The following is a 17,500-nucleotide window of genomic DNA, read 5'->3' on the forward strand; positions in this document are numbered from 1 at the left end:
CCCGCCCACCGCATCGGCCCCGTCCGCGTACCCCACGCCGGAGACGCGCGCCGAGCCCACCGCGCCCCCCCCCCCCCACCCCCCCCCCCCCCCCGCCCCCCCCGCCCCCCCCCCCCGCCCCCCCCCCCCCCACCCCCCCCCCCCCCCGCCCCCCCCCCCCCCCCGCGCGCCGCCCCCCCCCCGCCCCCCCCCCCCCCCCCCGGCGCCGCCGCGCTGTGCGCGGCTACAGATCCACGATCGATCCTCACCCCTTGATCGGATGGTCGGGTGTGGGGGTGCGGAGTGATCGCGGACGGGTGCGCAGGGTCGTGCGCCCCGGGTGCTCTTCCCTTCTGAGGCCGGATCGCGGTAGCGGCGGCATGCAGGCCGGAAGCGGCCCTGATGCGCCAGGAGGCCTTGGCGGCGGTCGGGTAGGCGATGGCCGCAGAGCACAGGCACTCCCGGCCAGCGAGCGCAGCGAGCCTTGATGAGGTAGAGAAATCTGTAACAGCTCAGACGTGATCCGGGGCGGGCCAGACGTAGCAGACCGCGTTGGTCTGCTGACCTTCTCCGTAGCGGTGGGTGATCCGGCCAACCTCTTGGCACCCAAGCTTCTCGTACAGGCGGATGGCTGCGGCGTCCTTGGTCATGACCTCGAAGACGAGACGCACGCCGTGTCGCCGTGCGTAGTCCATGACGGTCTCGGTGAGTTGCTTCCCAAGGCCAGTCCCTCGGGCCTCCGGAGCCACGAAGAGCCTCGCAGCTACTACGACCTGAGAGTCGTCCTCACCGCTTCGCTCGAACCAAACCGCTGCCGCTTCGTCGCCATGTGATTCACCGACCCCCGCGTGGCCAACCACCCGTCCCGCCATCACGGCGACCCAGGCATGGATCAACTCCGGTGACTTGAGCCAAGCCTCTGGATCATTGACGCCCTCCACGGGGTACCCGTCGGCCTCGTGAACCGCCACAAGGACTGCCGCAGCCTCGGCGATGTCTTCATCGCGACGTGGGCGCACCTCGGAAGGCTGTTCCGGCTCTGCGACAAAGTGCATGGGGCTGGTCCCATCAGTCAGTTGGCAGCTCGTAGGTAAGAACGTTCTCGTCACCACGCAGGACGAAGTGACTGACGTCCATCGGGGTCTCGTCCTGGTCGTAGCTGATGTGCAGCACGTCCAACACCGGTGTCCCCGGCGAGGCGTTGAGCCGCTGCGCTTCGTTCGTCCGGGGCATACGGGCCTGGACCTCTTCGAGCATGCGCGTCAGTCGGTGTCCCAGTTGCTCGAATGCCGCGTAGATCCCGCCGGGGCCAGGAACGGCCACCTCCAACGGGGTGTCTGCGGCGATCGACAGCGGGATGTACGTGTTCACGATCTGTACCGCGTGGTCGTCGACGAAGTACGTGTTCTCGCGCCGTACGACTTCCTTGCCGATCGGGAGGGCGAGCCGTTCGTTCACCCACTTCTCGGGAACGAGCCGTGCGATGTCGGTCACCTCGACGCGGGCCGTCCGCCCCTGTGCCTCGACTTCTGCGCGGAACGGGGCCTTGCCCGCTTCCCGCCAGTGCCGGGCGTAGCGATCGTGCGCATGCCGGATGAGCTGGGTTCGGCGGCGCACGAACACTCCACGCCCTACCTGGCTCTCGACCAGACCGGTCGACTTGAGGAGTCCGGTGACCTTGCTGGCGGTGGCACTAGAGATGCCGTAGGTCTCGATCAGCTCGCGCTCGGAAGGCAGGACGGAGCCGGGTAGGTACTCGCCGGACTCGATCTTCTTACGCAACTGATCAGCGATCTCGCGGCTGTTGAGCCGCTTGTTGGCGGGCATTGCTTGGCCTCCTCTAGGTCTCCCCCCAGTGTAGGCCTCCTTAAGGAGGTCACCCTAGAGAAGTTTCGCCAACCCTCTTGCCAACCTCCTTAAGGAGGTCCACTCTCTTCCGTGAGACCTCCTTAAGGAGGTTCCCGTGAGGAGATCTCCTTACGGAGGCACTTTCGAGGGAGCTTCAATGCCGTCCTTCAAGATCGACCTTTCGACCGCCGTGGTGTTCGTGGCGACGGCGCCGGAACCGAAGATGGTGAACAAGAAGACCGGTGAGCGGGCCGTGGACCGTGAGTCGGGTGCGGGCCTGTCGACGGTGGGCCTGCTGGTCTCGGACGAGGGAGAGGGAAACCTCTACCAGGTGACCGTGCCGGAGACCGGTTACCCCGAGGGCCTGGTGCCGGGCATGCCGGTGAAGGTCATCGGGCTCAAGGCCCGTGACTGGGAGAACGAGTTCAACGGCCAGAAGCGTCACGGCATCTCGTTCCGCGCCGTGGCCCTGACACCGGGGACCTGATCATGGGCTGGTTACTGATCGGCCTCGCGCTCGTGACCGGGCTGGTGCTGTTGATGCGGTGGCGGCGCCCGGCCTGGTACTGGCGGTGCTTCGGGGCTGCGGCCGCCGTGGTCCGGGTCCGTCTGCGCTACGCCGACGTGATGGAGGCCTGCCACCTGACCGCACCGCCCTCGCGCTTCCGCCTGACGGTCGCGCGCTGGCTGCGGCGAGAGGTCCCCCGCCAGCGCGTCCCGCGTCTGATGCGGATCACGCCGACGCGTACCGGGGTGCGGCTGCGGATCCGGATGCATCCGGGCCAGGACGCCTTCGAGTTCGCCGCCGCCTCCGACCGGCTGCGGCACGCCTTCGCCATCCACCAGGTCACCACCCGCGAACTGCGGCCGGGCGTCGTACAGATCACCATGACCGGATACGACGTGCTCAAAGAGGTACGCATGCCCGCCCGCACCAAGGCGAGGCTGCTGCGGGTGCCGGTGGCGTTGCGGGAGGACGGACAGGTCCACTACCGCGACTACCGGCAGGTGCCGCACTCGGTCACCGTCGGCGCGACGGAGTCGGGCAAGTCGGTGGGCCAGCGTGCCGTGATCGCCGAACTCGCCCCGCAGCCGGTCGCGCTGGCCGGGATCGACTGCAAGAACGGCGTGGAGCTGGCCCCGTTCGCCCGCCGCTTCTCGGCCCTGGCCGACAACCCCGATGACGCCGCTGATCTGCTGGAAGCGCTGGTGGCGCGCATGGAGGACATCTACCAGGTGATCCGCCGTGAACAGCGGATCAGCGCCGACACCCCGGATGCGGAGATCGCCGCGAACATCTGGGACCTTCCCGAACACCTGCGGCCGGTGCCCGTCGTACTCACCATCGACGAGATCGCCGAACTCACCCTGAGCGCGAAGAAGAACGACCCGCGCCGCCTGCGGATCATCACCGCGCTGATCCGCCTGGTCCAGCTCGGCCGCGCCGCCGGGATCTTCCTGGACATCTACGGCCAGCGGTTCGGCTCCGAACTCGGTGACGGCATCACGATGCTGCGCGCGCAGCTCACCGGCCGGACCGCGTACCGGGTCAACGACGAGTCGACCGCGAAGATGGTCTTCGGGGACATCTCCCCGCACGCGGTGTTCGCCACCACGCAGATCCCCAACGAGCGCCGGGGCATGGCCGTGGTCGCCTCCACCACCGGCGAGTGGACGCACATCCGGGGCCCGCACGTGTCCATGCGCAAGGCCGTGAACACCTGCAACCGCCACGCGCATCTCACCCCGTACGTACCGGAGTTGGCCCGCTTCAAGCCGGTCATCGCCCCCGTACCGGCCCCGCCTGCTGAAGCCGCCTGAACCACCCCGCACCCCCGGTCGGCGCGACCGCCTCGCGCCACGCCCCTACCCGAGCCATGCCCGAAACCCGGAAGGAGATCAGCTCATGACCGCACGCAAGACGACCGCCAAGACCGCGAGGAAGCCCCGGCCCAAGTCGTGCCCGCTGTGCAAGGGCACCGGCAAGGTCACCCCGCTCGCCCCCGTGACGCGCGGGCTCGCCTCCCCCGTCGCCTCCGCCGTGGAGGGACAGGAGGGCCTGTTCGAGGCACCCGACCCCACCACCCCGACCGCCGACTGAACCCCACGCCCGGGGCCGGGCGGCCGGAGATCATTCCCCGCCCGGCCCCGGACCAGAAGGGAGCACGAGCCATGAAGGTACGGATCACCCTCACCGTCACCGTGAACCCCGACGAGTGGGCCCAGGAGTACAGCGTCCCGCGTGAGGACGTGCGGGCCGACGTGAAGGACTACATCGGCCACACGGTCGCCGACTGCTACCCCGCCACCGAGAAGATCATCACCAACGTGGGGTGGCAGTGATGGCCCGCCCCTCCTGGCGCCCGGACGCCGTACTCATCCAAGCCGTGATCGCCGGAGCACTGTCCTTCGCCCACCTGCACGACCTGGCCGCCGTTGCCGGACAGACCGGCTGGAAGGCGTGGGCCTACCCCGTCTCCGTCGACCTCCTGTTGGTCGCCGCCTGGCGCCGACTGCGCACCGGCGGCGCGTCCTGGCTGGCCTGGTCCTGGTTCCTGATCGCCCTCGTCGCCTCGCTCGGCGCGAACGTCGCCACCGCCGGATTCCTGGACCTCGAACACCCCCCGGCCTGGCTGCGCTTCAGCGTCGCCGGATGGCCCGCCCTGGCCTTCCTCGGCGGCACCCTCCTCGCCCACCAGCCCAACCCACGCCCCGTGCCCGCTCCGGCTCCGGCTCCGGCTCCGGCTCCGGCTCCGGCTCCGGCTCCTGAGCGTCCCGGGCCGTCGGCGCCCGCCGTACCCGAAGCGGCCCCGGACACGCAGGAGATCGCCCGGCTCGCCCCGGCCCCGGCGCTGCCGGAAGCGGCCCCGGCCGTGCCCCCGGCGCTGATCGACCACGCCCGCAAGGTCGCTGTCGACCACCGGGCCCGCACCGGATACGCGATCGACACCGCCACCCTGCGCACCCGACTTGGCATCCCCGCCCCGCTCGCCGACGCAATCGCCGCCCAACTCACCTGACCCTGAAAGGAGATCCACCCATGAGCCTCTACCGGATGATCCGCGACCTGCGCCGCGTCGGCCAGGTCACCGTCGGCACCGCCCACAACGGTCGCGGCGAGATGAAGTACGTCGCCGCCTGCGCCGCCGCCGACTGCGGCTGGTCGGCCGAGTACGACTCGTTCACGCCCGCTGAGGTCGCCGCGCGGGGCCACCGCTGCCGCGTCCGCTGAGCTACCTGGGAGGCCCGTGATGCACCCGCCCGAGGATCAGCTCCGCGCCGGTCACCTGCCCGCCGACTGGGTCCGCCAGATGCCGCCCGGCACAGACCTGCGCAAGGTCGTCATCGTCCAGGAAGCGCCCCGCAACTACACCGGTCCCATCGTCTTGACCCTGGTCATCACGGCGGGCTCGGTCGTGGTCCTGCTCGTGCTCGCGTTCGTCGTTCAGCTCATCGTCGCTTCGGTGGTCGCGGTTCTGTCGGCCACCTGCGGCGTCGGCATCACCCTCAACCGCACCGCCAAGTCCAAGCGCTCACTGCGCAAGTAGCCCTCCGGGGCGGCCTCTCTCGCCAAAGATCCGCCGCCCCGGACGGCCTTTCACCTTCCTGATCCAACGGACCCGAAAGGGAGACCTTCATCATGCCCGAGCACACCGCGCCCAAGCCGGTCTGCCACCACTGCGGCGGCTTCCCCGTCGTCGTCATCACCACCGGAACCCGCCACCTCGACGGCTCCCGCAGGACCCTGCGCGTCATCTGCAAGGCCTGCCAGGGCACCGGTACCCGCTCGGCGTGCCAGCAGGAGGCGGCATCCCGTGGCTGACCTCACCCCGACCCCCGAGTCCCCCGGCCTGCACATCGCCAAGCCCTCCCCGTACGCGCCCGCCACCGGCTCCTACGTGTGCAGCGGCTGCGACGCCACCGCCCACGGCGACACCCCCGTTCAGGACCTCGTGGACGAGTACACCGCACAGCACGGGCCCGCCCACCGCCAGGGACGGAGCCACTGATGACCGACACCGCCACCCTGGCGGGCCTGGACCCGGCCACCCTCACCGACGTGCTGAGGGTGGCCGGGCAACCGGGCTTCGACCGCTGGCACGAACAGATCCGCCGCACCGGCGGCTGCGCCGACCCGATCCGCCTCACCGGCGGAACCCGCACCGTCGACCCGGCCACCAAGACCGTGCTGCACGCCTACACCACCGACCATGAGCCGGGCGGCGTACTGCGGATCGCGTGCGGCAACCGCCGCGCCTCCCGCTGCCCCTCCTGCGCCTGGACCTACGCGGGCGACACCTACCACCTCATCCGCGCCGGACTCGTCGGCGACCCCGCCAAGGGCACCCCGCCCACGGTGCGCGATCACCCCCGCGTCTTCGCCACCCTCACCGCCCCCTCGTTCGGGCCCGTCCACAACCGCCCCGGCAACCGGCCCTGCCGCTGCGGCCGACGGCACGCCGACGACGACCCCGTACTCGGCATTCCGCTGGATGCGGCGGCCTACGACTACGCGGGCGCGGTGCTGTGGAACAACCACGCAAGTGATCTGTGGCGCTACTTCACGATCTACCTCCGCCGCGAAATCGCCCGCCGCGCAGGCCTCACCCAGAAAGCCGCCCGCGAAGCCTCCCGCCTGTCCTTCGGCAAGGTCGCCGAATACCAGAAACGCGGGGCCGTCCACTTCCACGCCGTGATCCGCCTCGACGGACCCGAAGGACCCGACACCCCACCGCCATCGTGGGCCAGCGTCGGCCTGCTCACCGACGCCATCCGCGCCGCCGCCGCCCGCGTGAGCGTCGACGTGCCCCGTGTCGGCACGCTACCCGCCCGTAACCTGCGCTGGGGTGAACAGCTCGACGTGCAGCCCATCGGCGCCTTCGGCCACGGCGAAGAGATCACTGAACAGGCGGTGGCCTCCTACGTCGCCAAGTACGCCACCAAGGCGGCCGAGACGACGGGCACCGTCGACCGCCGCGTCGGCAACAAAGAATGCCTGACCCTGCTCGGCGTGGCCGACCATCCCCGGCGCCTGATCGAAACCTGCCTTGACCTCCACGCGGCCTACCCCGACCGGAAGTTACGCGACTGGGCCCACATGCTCGGCTTCCGGGGCCACTTCTCCTCCAAATCCCGCCGCTACTCCACCACCCTCGGAGCCCTGCGCCAGGTCCGCGCCGACTACCGCGCCACACAGCAACGCGCCGCCCTCGGCCTGCCCGACCCCGACGAACACCCGGAGTCGACCACCCTCACCCTCGCCCACTGGACCTACGCCGGACACGGCCACACCCCCGGCGAATCCTGGCTCGCCGCCTCCATCGCCCGCGACATCCAGACCAACCGCGACACCGCCCGAGACGAGTTGCCCACCCAACTCGCCCTGGAAGGAGCCGCCCTATGACTACCGCTCCCGTCGTGCTGCTGACCGTGCCGGAAGTCATGACGCGGCTGAAGTACGGACGCTCGAAGGTCTACGACCTGATCCGCTCGAAGCGGCTCGCGTCGATCAAAGAGGGCGGTTGCCGACGCATCCCTGAGAGCGCCCTTCAGGAGTACGTCCGCGCGAGCCTCGAGGAGCCTGCCTGATGCCTGGTCAGCGCAAGCGCAACCCCAACGGGTCAGGCACGGTCACGAAGCGGACTGACGGCCGGTATCAGGCGGCCGTGTACGTTCCGCAGCCGGACGGAACCACGAAGCGGAAGTACGCGTACGGCAAGACCTACGACGAATGTGATCGCAAGCGGCGTGAGCTGATCGAACGCGCGCAGGGTGGCATCCCCACCCCGACCCGGGACATGACCTTGGGGCAGTGGTTCGACTACTGGCTAATGGTGATCGTCAAACCGCACCTCTCGCCGGGCAGCTACCGGACCTACGAACAGACTGTCCGCAACCACCTGCGGCCGCGTCTGGGCTCCAAGGTCATGCTCAAGCTCAGCGTCAAGGAGCTGCGTGCGGCCATGACGCGCTTGGCGGCGGAGCAGACGGCCAAGACCGCCCGCCATGCCCTCCGGGTCCTCTCAGCGGCGCTCACGGCCGCCATGGTGGAAGACATCGGGCTCACGCGGAACGTCGCCAAGCTCGTGCACGTCCGGGCACCCACCAACAGCGGGAAGAGCTGGGACGCGGTGACGGTCCTTCGCTTCCTGGCTGCGGCCCGGCGCCTGACCGTGTACTACCCCGCGTTCCTGCTCCTGTGCCTGCTGGGCCTACGCCGTGCCGAGGTGTGCGGCCTGCGGTGGGATGACATCGACTTGGACAACCGGATCGTCTGGGTGGAGCAGCAACGGCAGCGCACCAGCGCAGGCACGATCGACGTCGACCTGAAGACCGACACGTCCAAGGCACCCCTGCCACTGCCCGCTCAGTGCATCCCGCCCCTGCGCTGGACCCGGATGCGCACGGCCTGGCTGCGGGACCGCGCGATCAGCAGGGGACGCCCCTGGTTCGATGATCCGGAAGGGCACGTGTTCGTCACGCGGACCGGGCACCCGCTCCTCGCGGAGAACCTCTACCTGACCATGCAACGGGTCATCGGGGTGGAAGGGCTCGGGGCGATGAACCCCAAGGGCCTGCGCAAGTCCTGCGGCACGCTCCTGGTCCACCTCGGCGTGCACCCGAGGATCATCAAGGCGGTCCTGCGGCACAGCCGGATCGCGACCACCCTCGACATCTACGCTGAGGCGCTGGACCCGGACGTGGTGAGGGCGGTCGGGCAGCTCGACCGGCTGCTGCGGCAACCGGCGCGCATCCGGCAGTTGGAGGCCACCTGGCCTTCCCCGGACCCTGACTGATGTACGGCTTGGATGTCACGGCCCCTTCGCCTGCGAATCGCCGCAGGTGGAGGGGCCGTTCCTCGTCAGTAGGGCCGACAACATCCCATTAGCTAATCGTTACCTGGCGTGACCTGGCACACAGCTCGGCGAGGCCCTCCGCTGTCACGGGTGAGACGACACCTTCCTCCGTGACGACGGCTGTCACCAACTCGGGCGGGGTGACGTCGAATGCCGGGTTGTACGCCTGTGTCCCCAGTGGTGCCACCGAGATCCCCCCTCCCGCCTCGGATCCGGCCATCGACACGAAGGGCACTGTGACCTCCGTCACCTCATGGCCGGCTCGCTGTTCCACCTCGATGGCGGCCCCGTCCGGGGTCTGAGGGTCCACGGTCGTCACCGGCGCCACCACGATGAACGGCACGTGGTGGTAGCGGGCGAGGACCGCGAGCGGATAGCTCCCCACCTTGTTGGCCACCGAACCGTCGGCCGCGATCCGGTCGGCGCCGATGAGCACGGCGTCCACCTCACCGGCCGCGAACAGCGAACCCGCGGCGTTGTCGGTCAGGAGGGTGTACGGCATGCCGTTGCGCGCCGCCTCGTACGCCGTCAGCCGGGCTCCCTGGAGCAGCGGCCGGGTCTCGTCGACCCACAGCCTGCGCAGCCGCCCCTCGCGGTGCGCGGCGAGCGCCACCGCGAAGGCCGTGCCCTCGCCGCCGGAGACCAGCGCCCCGGTGTTGCAGTGGGTGAGGACGCGGTGGCCGCCCCCGGGCATCAGCTCGTCGAGCAGCGCCAGGCCGTGCACCGCCATCCGCCCGCTGGCCTCGGCGTCCTCCGCGTGCACCGCCCGCGCCGCGGCGAGGACCGCCCCCGCCGCGCGCCGCTCGTCCGCGCCACCGGCCAGGGCCTCGCGGTACGCCGTCTGGGCCCTGCGCGCGCCGTACGCCAGGTTGACCGCGGTGGGCCGCGCCCCCGCGAGGGCGTCCGCGGCCTCGTCCACGTCGAAGCCGCGGGCCGCGGCCAGCGCGACGCCGTACGCACCCGTGATGCCGAGCAGCGGCGCCCCGCGCACGACCAGCGTCCGGATGGCCTGCACGAGCGCGGGCGGGTCCGTGCACACCAGCTCGCTCTCCTCGCCCGGCAGCCGGGTCTGGTCGAGGAGGACGACGACGGGTCCCTCCGGAGGCTCGTCCCAGCGGATCGCGGGAATCGCGGGGATTCCGGGGGTCTCGGGGATCTCAGGGCTTTCGGACGCCGGCACGGCCTCGCCGGATTGCGCGTACTGATCAGCCATCCGCCCAGTCTGCCCGCTACCGGCCGGACAATAGAAGGTGTGCAGCCCATCCGGCCACGGCACCCGGCCTCCGCACCACCGCGCCCGACCCCGGGGCAACCGCCCCGTGGCACGATGGCTGCCAACCCGCCGCCGCGCCCGCGGACGGGCACTGTGAAGGAGCGACGATGAACGACACTCCGGGCTGGGCCTCGCCCGGATCTGCCCCCTCCGACGGCCACGACCCCGACAAGAAGGGGTCCGGCGAGCCCGAGGACCGGCCGAGCGGCCCGGGCTCGAAGTGGTCCAAGGAGCAGCCGCCGCCCGCCCAGTGGTCCGCGCCCAGCCCTCCGGCACCCGACCAGGGCCCCCCGCCGCCCGCGCCTCCCGGCCAGGGCTGGGGCGGGGGCCCCGGCGGCCAGGGCGGCACGGGCGGCTCCGGAGGGCCCGGCTGGGGCGGCGGTGGCCCCGCGGGTCCCGGCGGCCCCTACCGCGGCTGGGGCGCCTGGCAGGGCCCGCCGGCCGCCGCGAAGCCCGGCGTCATCCCGCTGCGCCCGCTGGCCGTCGGCGAGATCCTGGACGGCGCGGTCTCCACGATGCGTACGTACTGGCGGACGGTCCTCGGCATCTCGCTGACCGTCGCCGTCGTCTCGGAGCTCTGCCTCGTCCTCCTCCAGGGCCTGGTCCTCAACGACAGCCAGAACCTCGAGGCGCTCGAGGACTCCAGCGCGACCTCCGGAGAGGTGGTGCGCGCCCTCCGTGACACGCTCCTCGAATTCGGCGTCGTCATCGTCATCATGCTGCTCGGCACGATCGTCGCCACGGCGCTGTTGACGATGGTCACGAGCCGCGCCGTCCTCGGCAAGTCCGTCACCACGGCCGAGGCGTGGCACGACGCACGGCCGCAGCTGTGGAAGCTGCTCGGCCTGACGCTGCTCCTGCCGCTCATCGGCCTCGCCGTGGTCGCCGCAGGGACGGTCCCCGGGCTCCTGGTCACGCTCGCCGGAGGGGGCGACGGCGGCGTCGCCCTCATCTTCCTCGGCGGGCTCGCGGCCGGTGTCGTCGCCGTCTGGCTGATGGTCCGCTTCTCGCTCGCCTCTCCGGCGCTGATGCTGGAGAAGCAGGGGGTGAAGCAGGCGCTCCGCCGGTCCGCCAAGCTGGTGCGCCTCTCCTGGTGGCGTGTCTTCGGCATCAACCTGCTGGCCATGGTCATCACGAACGTCGTCGTGTCGATCATCGGCATCCCCTTCACCCTCATCGCGGGCGCGGTCAGCGGCGACGGGGTGTCCAGCATCCTGGACAGCAGCACGAGCGACGTCGGCTGGACCTTCCTGATCGTCAGCGGCATCGGGCAGGTGATCGGCTCCATGCTGACGTTCCCGATCACCGCCGGGGTCTCCGTGCTCCTCTACATCGACCAGCGGATCCGCCGCGAGGCCCTCGACCTCGAACTCGCCCGCGCCGCCGGTGTGCCGGGCCACGGCCCCGACGACGCCCCCGGCACCCCGGGGAGCTGATGCGGTGACGCCGGCGGGGGCGGTACTCGACGTGCTCGGCGCGGCCGCACGGCTGCCGCACGCCTTCTTCGGCGCGGCCTCCGCGCGGCCGCGCACCGGCTTCCGGGCGGCCGTGGTGCCGCCCGGAACAGGCGTGCCGGCGGCCGTGCCCCCACCCGGCGTCGGCACAGGCGTCAGGCTGCCCGGCGACGACGGCCCCCCGCTGACCATCCCGGGCCGCCCCGCCCGGGAGGCGGCCGAGCGCGAACTGTCCAAGTCGATGTACCACGAGAACGACCCGGGCTTCTTCCAGCGCGCCCTGAACCGCTTCTGGGGCTGGGTCGACGACCTGTTCAGCGCGGCGTCCGGCGCGGCGCCGGGCGGTGTGATCGGCCTCGTGGTCATCGTGCTCGCGGTGGTGGCGGTCGCCGCGGCCCTCTGGTGGCGCCTCGGCACCCCCCGCCGCGCCCCCGCCACGTCCGCCGCGCTCTTCGACGACCGCCCCCGCAGCGCCGCCGAGCACCGCGCGGACGCCGAGGCACACGCGGCCCAGGGCCACTGGAGCCAGGCCCTCCAGGAGCGGATGCGGGCGATCGTGCGCTCCCTGGAGGAACGCGCCCTCCTCGACCCGCGCCCCGGCCGCACCGCCGACGAGGCCGCCGCGGAGGCCGCACGGCCCCTGCCCGACCACGAGGACCGCCTGCACGCGGCGGCCCGGGACTTCGACGACGTGACATACGGAGGCCGTACGGCCACGGAAGCGGCGTACCACCGGCTCGCCGACCTGGACCGCGACCTGGAGCGCACCAAGCCGCTCCTGGCCACCGCGTCCCCCGCCCCGTCCGACAGCACCTCCTGGGGAGCGATCCGATGACGGACTCCCCCGACACCCCGCCCGGGCCGACACCCCCCACGCACCACACCCCGCCCGCGCCCTCCACCGGCGCCCCGGGGACACCCCGAACTCCCGGCGCACCCACGAGCGCCCCCACCACGCTCACCGACGCCCCCGCGGCGACCACCGACGGACCGGCCACCGACGGACCACCCCCTGCCGATGGACCGCGCGCCGACGGACCACCGCCCCCCGCCGACGGCACCCCCGCCACCCCGCCGACGTCGATGGCCGCCACGCCCCGTCAGCTCTGGACCCGCACCCGCGGCATCGTCCTCGCCGCCGTCGTCCTCCTGGCGACCGCCGTCGCCATCGCGGCCGTCCGCTCCGGCGCCGAGCACGGCAACCTCGACCCGCGCTCCGCCGACCCCTACGGCAGCCGCGCCGTCGCCGAACTCCTCGCCGACCGGGGCGTGTCCACGCGTGTCGTCACCACCACCGCCGAGGCACAGGCCGCCGCGGGCCCCGACACCACCCTCCTGGTGGCCAACCCGGACCTGCTCACCGACCGTCAGCAGTCCCGGCTGCACGACGCCACGGAGGGCTCCGGCGGCCGCACCGTCCTGGTCGCCCCGGGCAGCCCTTCGGTGTCGAAGCTCGCCCCCGGGGTCACCGCGGACGCCACCCCCAGCGACGACTCGACGTTGTCCCCGGACTGCGACCTGCCCACGGCCCGCCGCGCCGGCTCCGCGGACGTGGGCGGCATCCGCTACGACTCGCTCGCCCCCGGCGCCGAGGCCTGCTACGTCTCCGACGGCCTGCCCAGCCTTCTCGTCCTCCCCACGACGACCGCGAAGGACGGCGCTCCGGAGACCGGCGACAACCCGGAGGACACCCCACAGGAGGCACCGGAAGGCTCCGCGCGGAACACCCCGGAGAAGTCCCCGGTGCGCGGCGACACGGTCGTCCTCGGCGCCCCCGACATCCTCCACAACGACCGCCTCGACAAGCACGGCAACGCCTCGCTCGCCCTGCAACTGCTCGGTTCGCGCCCCCACTTGGTCTGGTACCTCCCCTCGCTCTCCGACGACGCCGTCGACGAGACAGCCGACGACAGCTTCTTCGACCTGATCCCCTCGGGCTGGCTCTGGGGCACGCTGCAGCTCACCCTCGCCGCCGTCCTCGCGGCCCTGTGGCGCGGCCGCCGCCTCGGCCCCCTGGTCCCCGAGAAACTCCCCATCGCGATCCGCGCCTCGGAGACCGCCGAGGGCCGCGCCCGCCTCTACCGCAAGGCCGACGCCCGCGACCGCGCCGCCGCGGCCCTCCGCTCGGCCACCCGCACCCGACTCGCCCCCCTCGTCGGCGTCCCCACCGCCCGGGCCCACACGCCCGAAGCGCTCCTGCCCGCCCTGACCAGCCGTCTCCGCACGCCCGGCCAGGACCTGCTCCCCCTCCTCTTCGGCCCGCCCCCCGGCGACGACGCAGGGCTCATCGCCCTCGCCGACCAACTCGACGCCCTCGAAAGTGAGGTACGTACTTCATGATGGACCCGACCACTGACAACGCCGCGAGCTCCGGCGGCGCCCGCTCCTCCCTGGAGTCCCTGCGCACGGAGATCTCCAAGGCCGTGGTCGGCCAGGACCCCGCCGTCACCGGCCTCGTCGTGGCCCTGCTGTGCCGCGGCCACGTCCTGCTCGAAGGCGTCCCGGGCGTCGCGAAGACCCTTCTCGTACGCGCCCTGGCGGCCTCCCTCGAACTCGACACCAAACGCGTCCAGTTCACTCCCGACCTGATGCCCAGCGACGTCACGGGCTCCCTCGTCTACGACGCCCGCACCACCGAGTTCTCGTTCCAGCCGGGCCCGGTCTTCACCAATCTCCTCCTCGCCGACGAGATCAACCGAACCCCGCCCAAGACCCAGTCGTCCCTCCTCGAGGCGATGGAGGAGCGCCAGGTCACGGTCGACGGCACCCCGCGCCCCCTCCCCGAGCCGTTCCTCGTCGCCGCCACCCAGAACCCGGTCGAGTACGAGGGCACGTACCCTCTTCCCGAGGCCCAGCTGGACCGTTTCCTCTTGAAGTTGACGGTCCCCCTGCCCACCCGTCAGGACGAGATCGCCGTCCTCACGCGCCACGCGGAAGGCTTCAATCCGCGCGACCTGCGCGCCGCCGGCGTACGCCCCGTCGCGGGCCCCGACGACCTGGAGGCGGCCCGCGCGGCCGTCGCCAAGACAGCTGTCTCTCCCGAAATCACCGCCTACGTAGTCGACATCTGCCGCGCCACCCGCGAATCGCCGTCCCTCACCCTCGGCGTCTCCCCGCGCGGCGCCACGGCTCTGCTGTCGACAGCGCGCGCGTGGGCCTGGCTGACGGGCCGCGACTACGTCATCCCCGACGACGTGAAGGCCCTCGCCCTGCCGGCCCTGCGCCATCGTGTCCAGCTGCGTCCCGAGGCCGAGATGGAGGGCGTGACGGCCGACTCCGTCATCAACGCGATCCTCGCCCACGTCCCGGTGCCCCGCTGATGCCCCTGACCGGCCGTACCGCCCTCCTGGCGGCGCTGGGTTCCCTCCCCGTGGGCCTCGTGGAGCCCAGCTGGACCGGCATCCTCGCGGTCAACGCCCCCTTGGCCCTGGCCTGCGCCTGCGACTTCGCCCTGGCCGCCCCCGTGCGCCGCCTCGGCCTGACCCGCTCCGGCGACTCTTCCGTACGTCTCGGCGAGTCCGCGGACGTCCAACTGACCGTCACCAACCCCACCAACCGCCGTCTGCGCGCCGAGGTCCGCGACGCCTGGCCGCCGAGCAGTTGGCAGCCGGGCACCGAGGTCACCGCGTCCAGGAATCCCCTGGACGTCCCGTCCGGCGAGCGCCGCCGCATCACGACCCGGCTGCGCCCGACCCGCCGCGGCGACCATCATGCCGACCGCGTCACGATCCGCTCGAAGGGCCCGCTGGGCCTCTTCTCCCGCCAGGGCAGCCATCGGGTGCCGTGGACGCTGCGTGTCCTGCCGCCTTTCGCGAGCCGCAAGCACCTGCCGTCGAAGCTCGCCCGTCTTCGTGAACTCGACGGCCGCACCAGTGTGCTGATCCGCGGTCAGGGCACGGAGTTCGACAGCCTCCGCGAGTACGTCCCCGGTGACGACACCCGCTCCATCGACTGGCGCGCCACGGCCCGGCAGTCCTCGGTGGCCGTCCGCACCTGGCGCCCCGAGCGGGACCGCCACATCCTGCTGGTCCTCGACACCGGCCGCACGTCCGCGGGCCGCGTGGGCGACGCCCCACGCCTGGACGCGTCGATGGACGCCGCTCTCCTCCTGGCCGCCCTGGCCTCCCGCGCGGGCGACCGCGTGGATCTCCTCGCCTACGACCGCCGGGTCCGCGCCCTGGTCCAGGGCAAGGCCGCCGGCGATGTGCTGCCGTCCCTCGTGAGCGCCCTGGCCGTGCTCGAACCCGAGCTCGTCGAGACGGACGCCCGCGGCCTCACGGCGACCGCGCTGCGCGCCGCCCCCCGAAGCTCTTTGATCGTCCTCCTCACGAGTCTCGAAGCGGCCCCCATCGAGGAGGGTCTGCTGCCGGTACTCTCCCGACTTACTCAGCGCCACACGGTGCTGGTCGCCTCGGTCGCCGACCCGCACATCACGCGGATGGCCAAGTCTCGGGGTACGACGGAAGCGGTGTACGACGCCGCGGCCGGCGCGCAGGCTCAGGCGGAACGCCAACGCACGGCGGAACAGCTCACCCGCCATGGCGTCACGGTCGTGGACGCGACTCCTGACGATCTGGCCCCTGCCCTGGCCGACGCCTATTTGTCGTTGAAGGCGGCGGGCCGCCTGTAGGCAGAGGGGGAATGCCCTGCGGGAGGAATGTCCCTGGAACGCAGAAAACCCCCGTGCCGAATGGCACGGGGGCTTTCTCTACAATTAGTTCGGCGGCGTCCTACTCTCCCACAGGGTCCCCCCTGCAGTACCATCGGCGCTGTAAGGCTTAGCTTCCGGGTTCGGAATGTAACCGGGCGTTTCCCTCACGCTATGACCACCGAAACACTATGAAACTCTCAACCGCACCATACCGTGACCATGGCATGGGGTTGTTCGTGGTTTCAGAACCAACACAGTGGACGCGAGCAACTGAGGACAAGCCCTCGGCCTATTAGTACCAGTCAACTCCACCCCTTACAGGGCTTCCATATCTGGCCTATCAACCCAGTCGTCTACTGGGAGCCTTAACCCCTCAAAGGGGGTGGGAGTCCTCATCTCGAAGCAGGCTTCCCGCTTAGATGCTTTCAGCGGTTATCCTTTCCGAACGTAGCCAACCAGCCATGCCCTTGGCAGGACAACTGGCACACCAGAGGTTCGTCCGTCCCGGTCCTCTCGTACTAGGGACAGCCCTTCTCAAGACTCCTACGCGCACAGCGGATAGGGACCGAACTGTCTCACGACGTTCTAAACCCAGCTCGCGTACCGCTTTAATGGGCGAACAGCCCAACCCTTGGGACCGACTCCAGCCCCAGGATGCGACGAGCCGACATCGAGGTGCCAAACCATCCCGTCGATATGGACTCTTGGGGAAGATCAGCCTGTTATCCCCGGGGTACCTTTTATCCGTTGAGCGACGGCGCTTCCACAAGCCACCGCCGGATCACTAGTCCCGACTTTCGTCCCTGCTCGACCCGTCAGTCTCACAGTCAAGCTCCCTTGTGCACTTACACTCAACACCTGATTACCAACCAGGCTGAGGGAACCTTTGGGCGCCTCCGTTACCCTTTGGGAGGCAACCGCCCCAGTTAAACTACCCATCAGACACTGTCCCTGATCCGGATCACGGACCCAGGTTAGACATCCAGCACGACCAGAGTGGTATTTCAACGACGACTCCACGAACACTGGCGTGCCCGCTTCACAGTCTCCCACCTATCCTACACAAGCCGAACCGAACACCAATATCAAACTGTAGTAAAGGTCCCGGGGTCTTTCCGTCCTGCTGCGCGAAACGAGCATCTTTACTCGTAGTGCAATTTCACCGGGCCTATGGTTGAGACAGTCGAGAAGTCGTTACGCCATTCGTGCAGGTCGGAACTTACCCGACAAGGAATTTCGCTACCTTAGGATGGTTATAGTTACCACCGCCGTTTACTGGCGCTTAAGTTCTCAGCTTCGCCACCCCGAAGAGTGACTAACCGGTCCCCTTAACGTTCCAGCACCGGGCAGGCGTCAGTCCGTATACATCGCCTTACGGCTTCGCACGGACCTGTGTTTTTAGTAAACAGTCGCTTCTCGCTGGTCTCTGCGGCCACCC

General features: G+C 70.7%; 20 protein-coding genes and 2 rRNA genes (1 of these 22 cut by a window edge). 17 read left to right on the top strand and 5 right to left on the bottom strand.

The window, feature by feature from the left end:
* Positions 1 to 491: 491 nt before the first annotated feature.
* On the bottom strand, positions 492 to 1,034 hold the full coding sequence (locus AB6L24_RS20140) for a GNAT family N-acetyltransferase (protein WP_405657250.1): 543 nt from the start codon (positions 1,032 to 1,034) through the stop codon (positions 492 to 494).
* A 13-nt stretch (positions 1,035 to 1,047) separates the two neighbouring features.
* Positions 1,048 to 1,806 (bottom strand): GntR family transcriptional regulator, encoded by a 759-nt coding sequence (locus AB6L24_RS20145; RefSeq protein WP_405657251.1) that lies wholly within the window; start codon positions 1,804 to 1,806, stop codon positions 1,048 to 1,050.
* A gap of 178 nt (positions 1,807 to 1,984) precedes the next feature.
* Between AB6L24_RS20145 and AB6L24_RS20150 the strand changes: the two genes are divergently transcribed.
* The 12 genes from AB6L24_RS20150 to AB6L24_RS20205 all read left to right on the top strand — a co-directional run bounded on the left by AB6L24_RS20150 (position 1,985) and on the right by AB6L24_RS20205 (position 8,624).
* A complete protein-coding gene (locus AB6L24_RS20150; RefSeq protein WP_405657252.1) occupies positions 1,985 to 2,314 on the top strand; it encodes a hypothetical protein in 330 nt (109 codons plus the stop codon).
* A gap of 2 nt (positions 2,315 to 2,316) precedes the next feature.
* Entirely contained in the window at positions 2,317 to 3,648 is a 1,332-nt protein-coding gene (locus AB6L24_RS20155) for an FtsK/SpoIIIE domain-containing protein (RefSeq protein ID WP_405657253.1), read from the top strand.
* A gap of 85 nt (positions 3,649 to 3,733) precedes the next feature.
* Positions 3,734 to 3,928 (top strand): hypothetical protein, encoded by a 195-nt coding sequence (locus AB6L24_RS20160; RefSeq protein ID WP_405657254.1) that lies wholly within the window; start codon positions 3,734 to 3,736, stop codon positions 3,926 to 3,928.
* Between the two features lie 71 nt (positions 3,929 to 3,999).
* Complete coding sequence (locus AB6L24_RS20165) at positions 4,000 to 4,170, top strand: hypothetical protein (RefSeq protein ID WP_405657255.1); 171 nt, start codon at positions 4,000 to 4,002, stop codon at positions 4,168 to 4,170.
* On the top strand, positions 4,170 to 4,847 hold the full coding sequence (locus AB6L24_RS20170; RefSeq protein WP_405657257.1) for a DUF2637 domain-containing protein: 678 nt from the start codon (positions 4,170 to 4,172) through the stop codon (positions 4,845 to 4,847). The genes AB6L24_RS20165 and AB6L24_RS20170 overlap by 1 nt, the downstream gene beginning before the upstream one ends.
* A gap of 20 nt (positions 4,848 to 4,867) precedes the next feature.
* A complete protein-coding gene (locus AB6L24_RS20175; RefSeq protein ID WP_405657258.1) occupies positions 4,868 to 5,059 on the top strand; it encodes a mobile element transfer protein in 192 nt (63 codons plus the stop codon).
* A gap of 19 nt (positions 5,060 to 5,078) precedes the next feature.
* On the top strand, positions 5,079 to 5,375 hold the full coding sequence (locus AB6L24_RS20180; protein WP_405657260.1) for a hypothetical protein: 297 nt from the start codon (positions 5,079 to 5,081) through the stop codon (positions 5,373 to 5,375).
* A gap of 92 nt (positions 5,376 to 5,467) precedes the next feature.
* Entirely contained in the window at positions 5,468 to 5,650 is a 183-nt protein-coding gene (locus AB6L24_RS20185) for a hypothetical protein (RefSeq protein WP_405657261.1), read from the top strand.
* Positions 5,643 to 5,837: a hypothetical protein gene (locus AB6L24_RS20190; protein WP_405657262.1), complete on the top strand. Its 195-nt coding sequence runs from the start codon at positions 5,643 to 5,645 to the stop codon at positions 5,835 to 5,837. Before AB6L24_RS20185 ends, AB6L24_RS20190 begins: the two co-directional genes overlap by 8 nt.
* Positions 5,837 to 7,231 (top strand): replication initiator protein RepSA, encoded by a 1,395-nt coding sequence (gene repSA / locus AB6L24_RS20195; RefSeq protein ID WP_405657263.1) that lies wholly within the window; start codon positions 5,837 to 5,839, stop codon positions 7,229 to 7,231. Before AB6L24_RS20190 ends, repSA begins: the two co-directional genes overlap by 1 nt.
* On the top strand, positions 7,228 to 7,416 hold the full coding sequence (locus AB6L24_RS20200; protein WP_405657264.1) for a helix-turn-helix domain-containing protein: 189 nt from the start codon (positions 7,228 to 7,230) through the stop codon (positions 7,414 to 7,416). Before repSA ends, AB6L24_RS20200 begins: the two co-directional genes overlap by 4 nt.
* The gene (locus AB6L24_RS20205) at positions 7,416 to 8,624 is read left to right on the top strand and encodes a tyrosine-type recombinase/integrase (RefSeq protein ID WP_405657265.1); all 1,209 of its coding nucleotides are present in this window, start codon (positions 7,416 to 7,418) and stop codon (positions 8,622 to 8,624) included. Before AB6L24_RS20200 ends, AB6L24_RS20205 begins: the two co-directional genes overlap by 1 nt.
* An 88-nt stretch (positions 8,625 to 8,712) precedes the next feature.
* Here AB6L24_RS20205 and mtnA read toward each other — a convergent pair whose 3' ends face one another.
* Positions 8,713 to 9,897 (bottom strand): S-methyl-5-thioribose-1-phosphate isomerase, encoded by a 1,185-nt coding sequence (gene mtnA / locus AB6L24_RS20210; RefSeq protein ID WP_405657266.1) that lies wholly within the window; start codon positions 9,895 to 9,897, stop codon positions 8,713 to 8,715.
* 167 nt (positions 9,898 to 10,064) lie between these two features.
* Here mtnA and AB6L24_RS20215 point away from each other — a divergent pair, with 167 nt between their 5' ends.
* The 5 genes from AB6L24_RS20215 to AB6L24_RS20235 all read left to right on the top strand — a co-directional run bounded on the left by AB6L24_RS20215 (position 10,065) and on the right by AB6L24_RS20235 (position 16,041).
* Positions 10,065 to 11,393, top strand: a complete 1,329-nt coding sequence (locus AB6L24_RS20215; RefSeq protein WP_405657268.1) for a glycerophosphoryl diester phosphodiesterase membrane domain-containing protein — start codon at positions 10,065 to 10,067, stop codon at positions 11,391 to 11,393.
* A gap of 133 nt (positions 11,394 to 11,526) precedes the next feature.
* Positions 11,527 to 12,246 (top strand): DUF4129 domain-containing protein, encoded by a 720-nt coding sequence (locus tag AB6L24_RS20220; protein WP_405663165.1) that lies wholly within the window; start codon positions 11,527 to 11,529, stop codon positions 12,244 to 12,246.
* Between the two features lie 248 nt (positions 12,247 to 12,494).
* On the top strand, positions 12,495 to 13,751 hold the full coding sequence (locus tag AB6L24_RS20225; protein WP_405663167.1) for a DUF4350 domain-containing protein: 1,257 nt from the start codon (positions 12,495 to 12,497) through the stop codon (positions 13,749 to 13,751).
* Entirely contained in the window at positions 13,751 to 14,731 is a 981-nt protein-coding gene (locus AB6L24_RS20230) for an AAA family ATPase (protein ID WP_380860589.1), read from the top strand. Before AB6L24_RS20225 ends, AB6L24_RS20230 begins: the two co-directional genes overlap by 1 nt.
* Positions 14,731 to 16,041 (top strand): DUF58 domain-containing protein, encoded by a 1,311-nt coding sequence (locus AB6L24_RS20235; RefSeq protein WP_405657269.1) that lies wholly within the window; start codon positions 14,731 to 14,733, stop codon positions 16,039 to 16,041. The genes AB6L24_RS20230 and AB6L24_RS20235 overlap by 1 nt, the downstream gene beginning before the upstream one ends.
* An 87-nt stretch (positions 16,042 to 16,128) precedes the next feature.
* Here AB6L24_RS20235 and rrf read toward each other — a convergent pair.
* Positions 16,129 to 16,245: ribosomal RNA gene (gene rrf / locus AB6L24_RS20240) — 5S ribosomal RNA — on the bottom strand.
* An 89-nt stretch (positions 16,246 to 16,334) separates the two neighbouring features.
* A 23S ribosomal RNA gene (locus AB6L24_RS20245) occupies positions 16,335 to 17,500 on the bottom strand; it runs 1,957 nt beyond the window's last position.

Source organism: Streptomyces sp. RK9, assembly GCF_045070545.1.
Taxonomy (GTDB): Bacteria; Actinomycetota; Actinomycetes; order Streptomycetales; family Streptomycetaceae; genus Streptomyces; species Streptomyces alboflavus.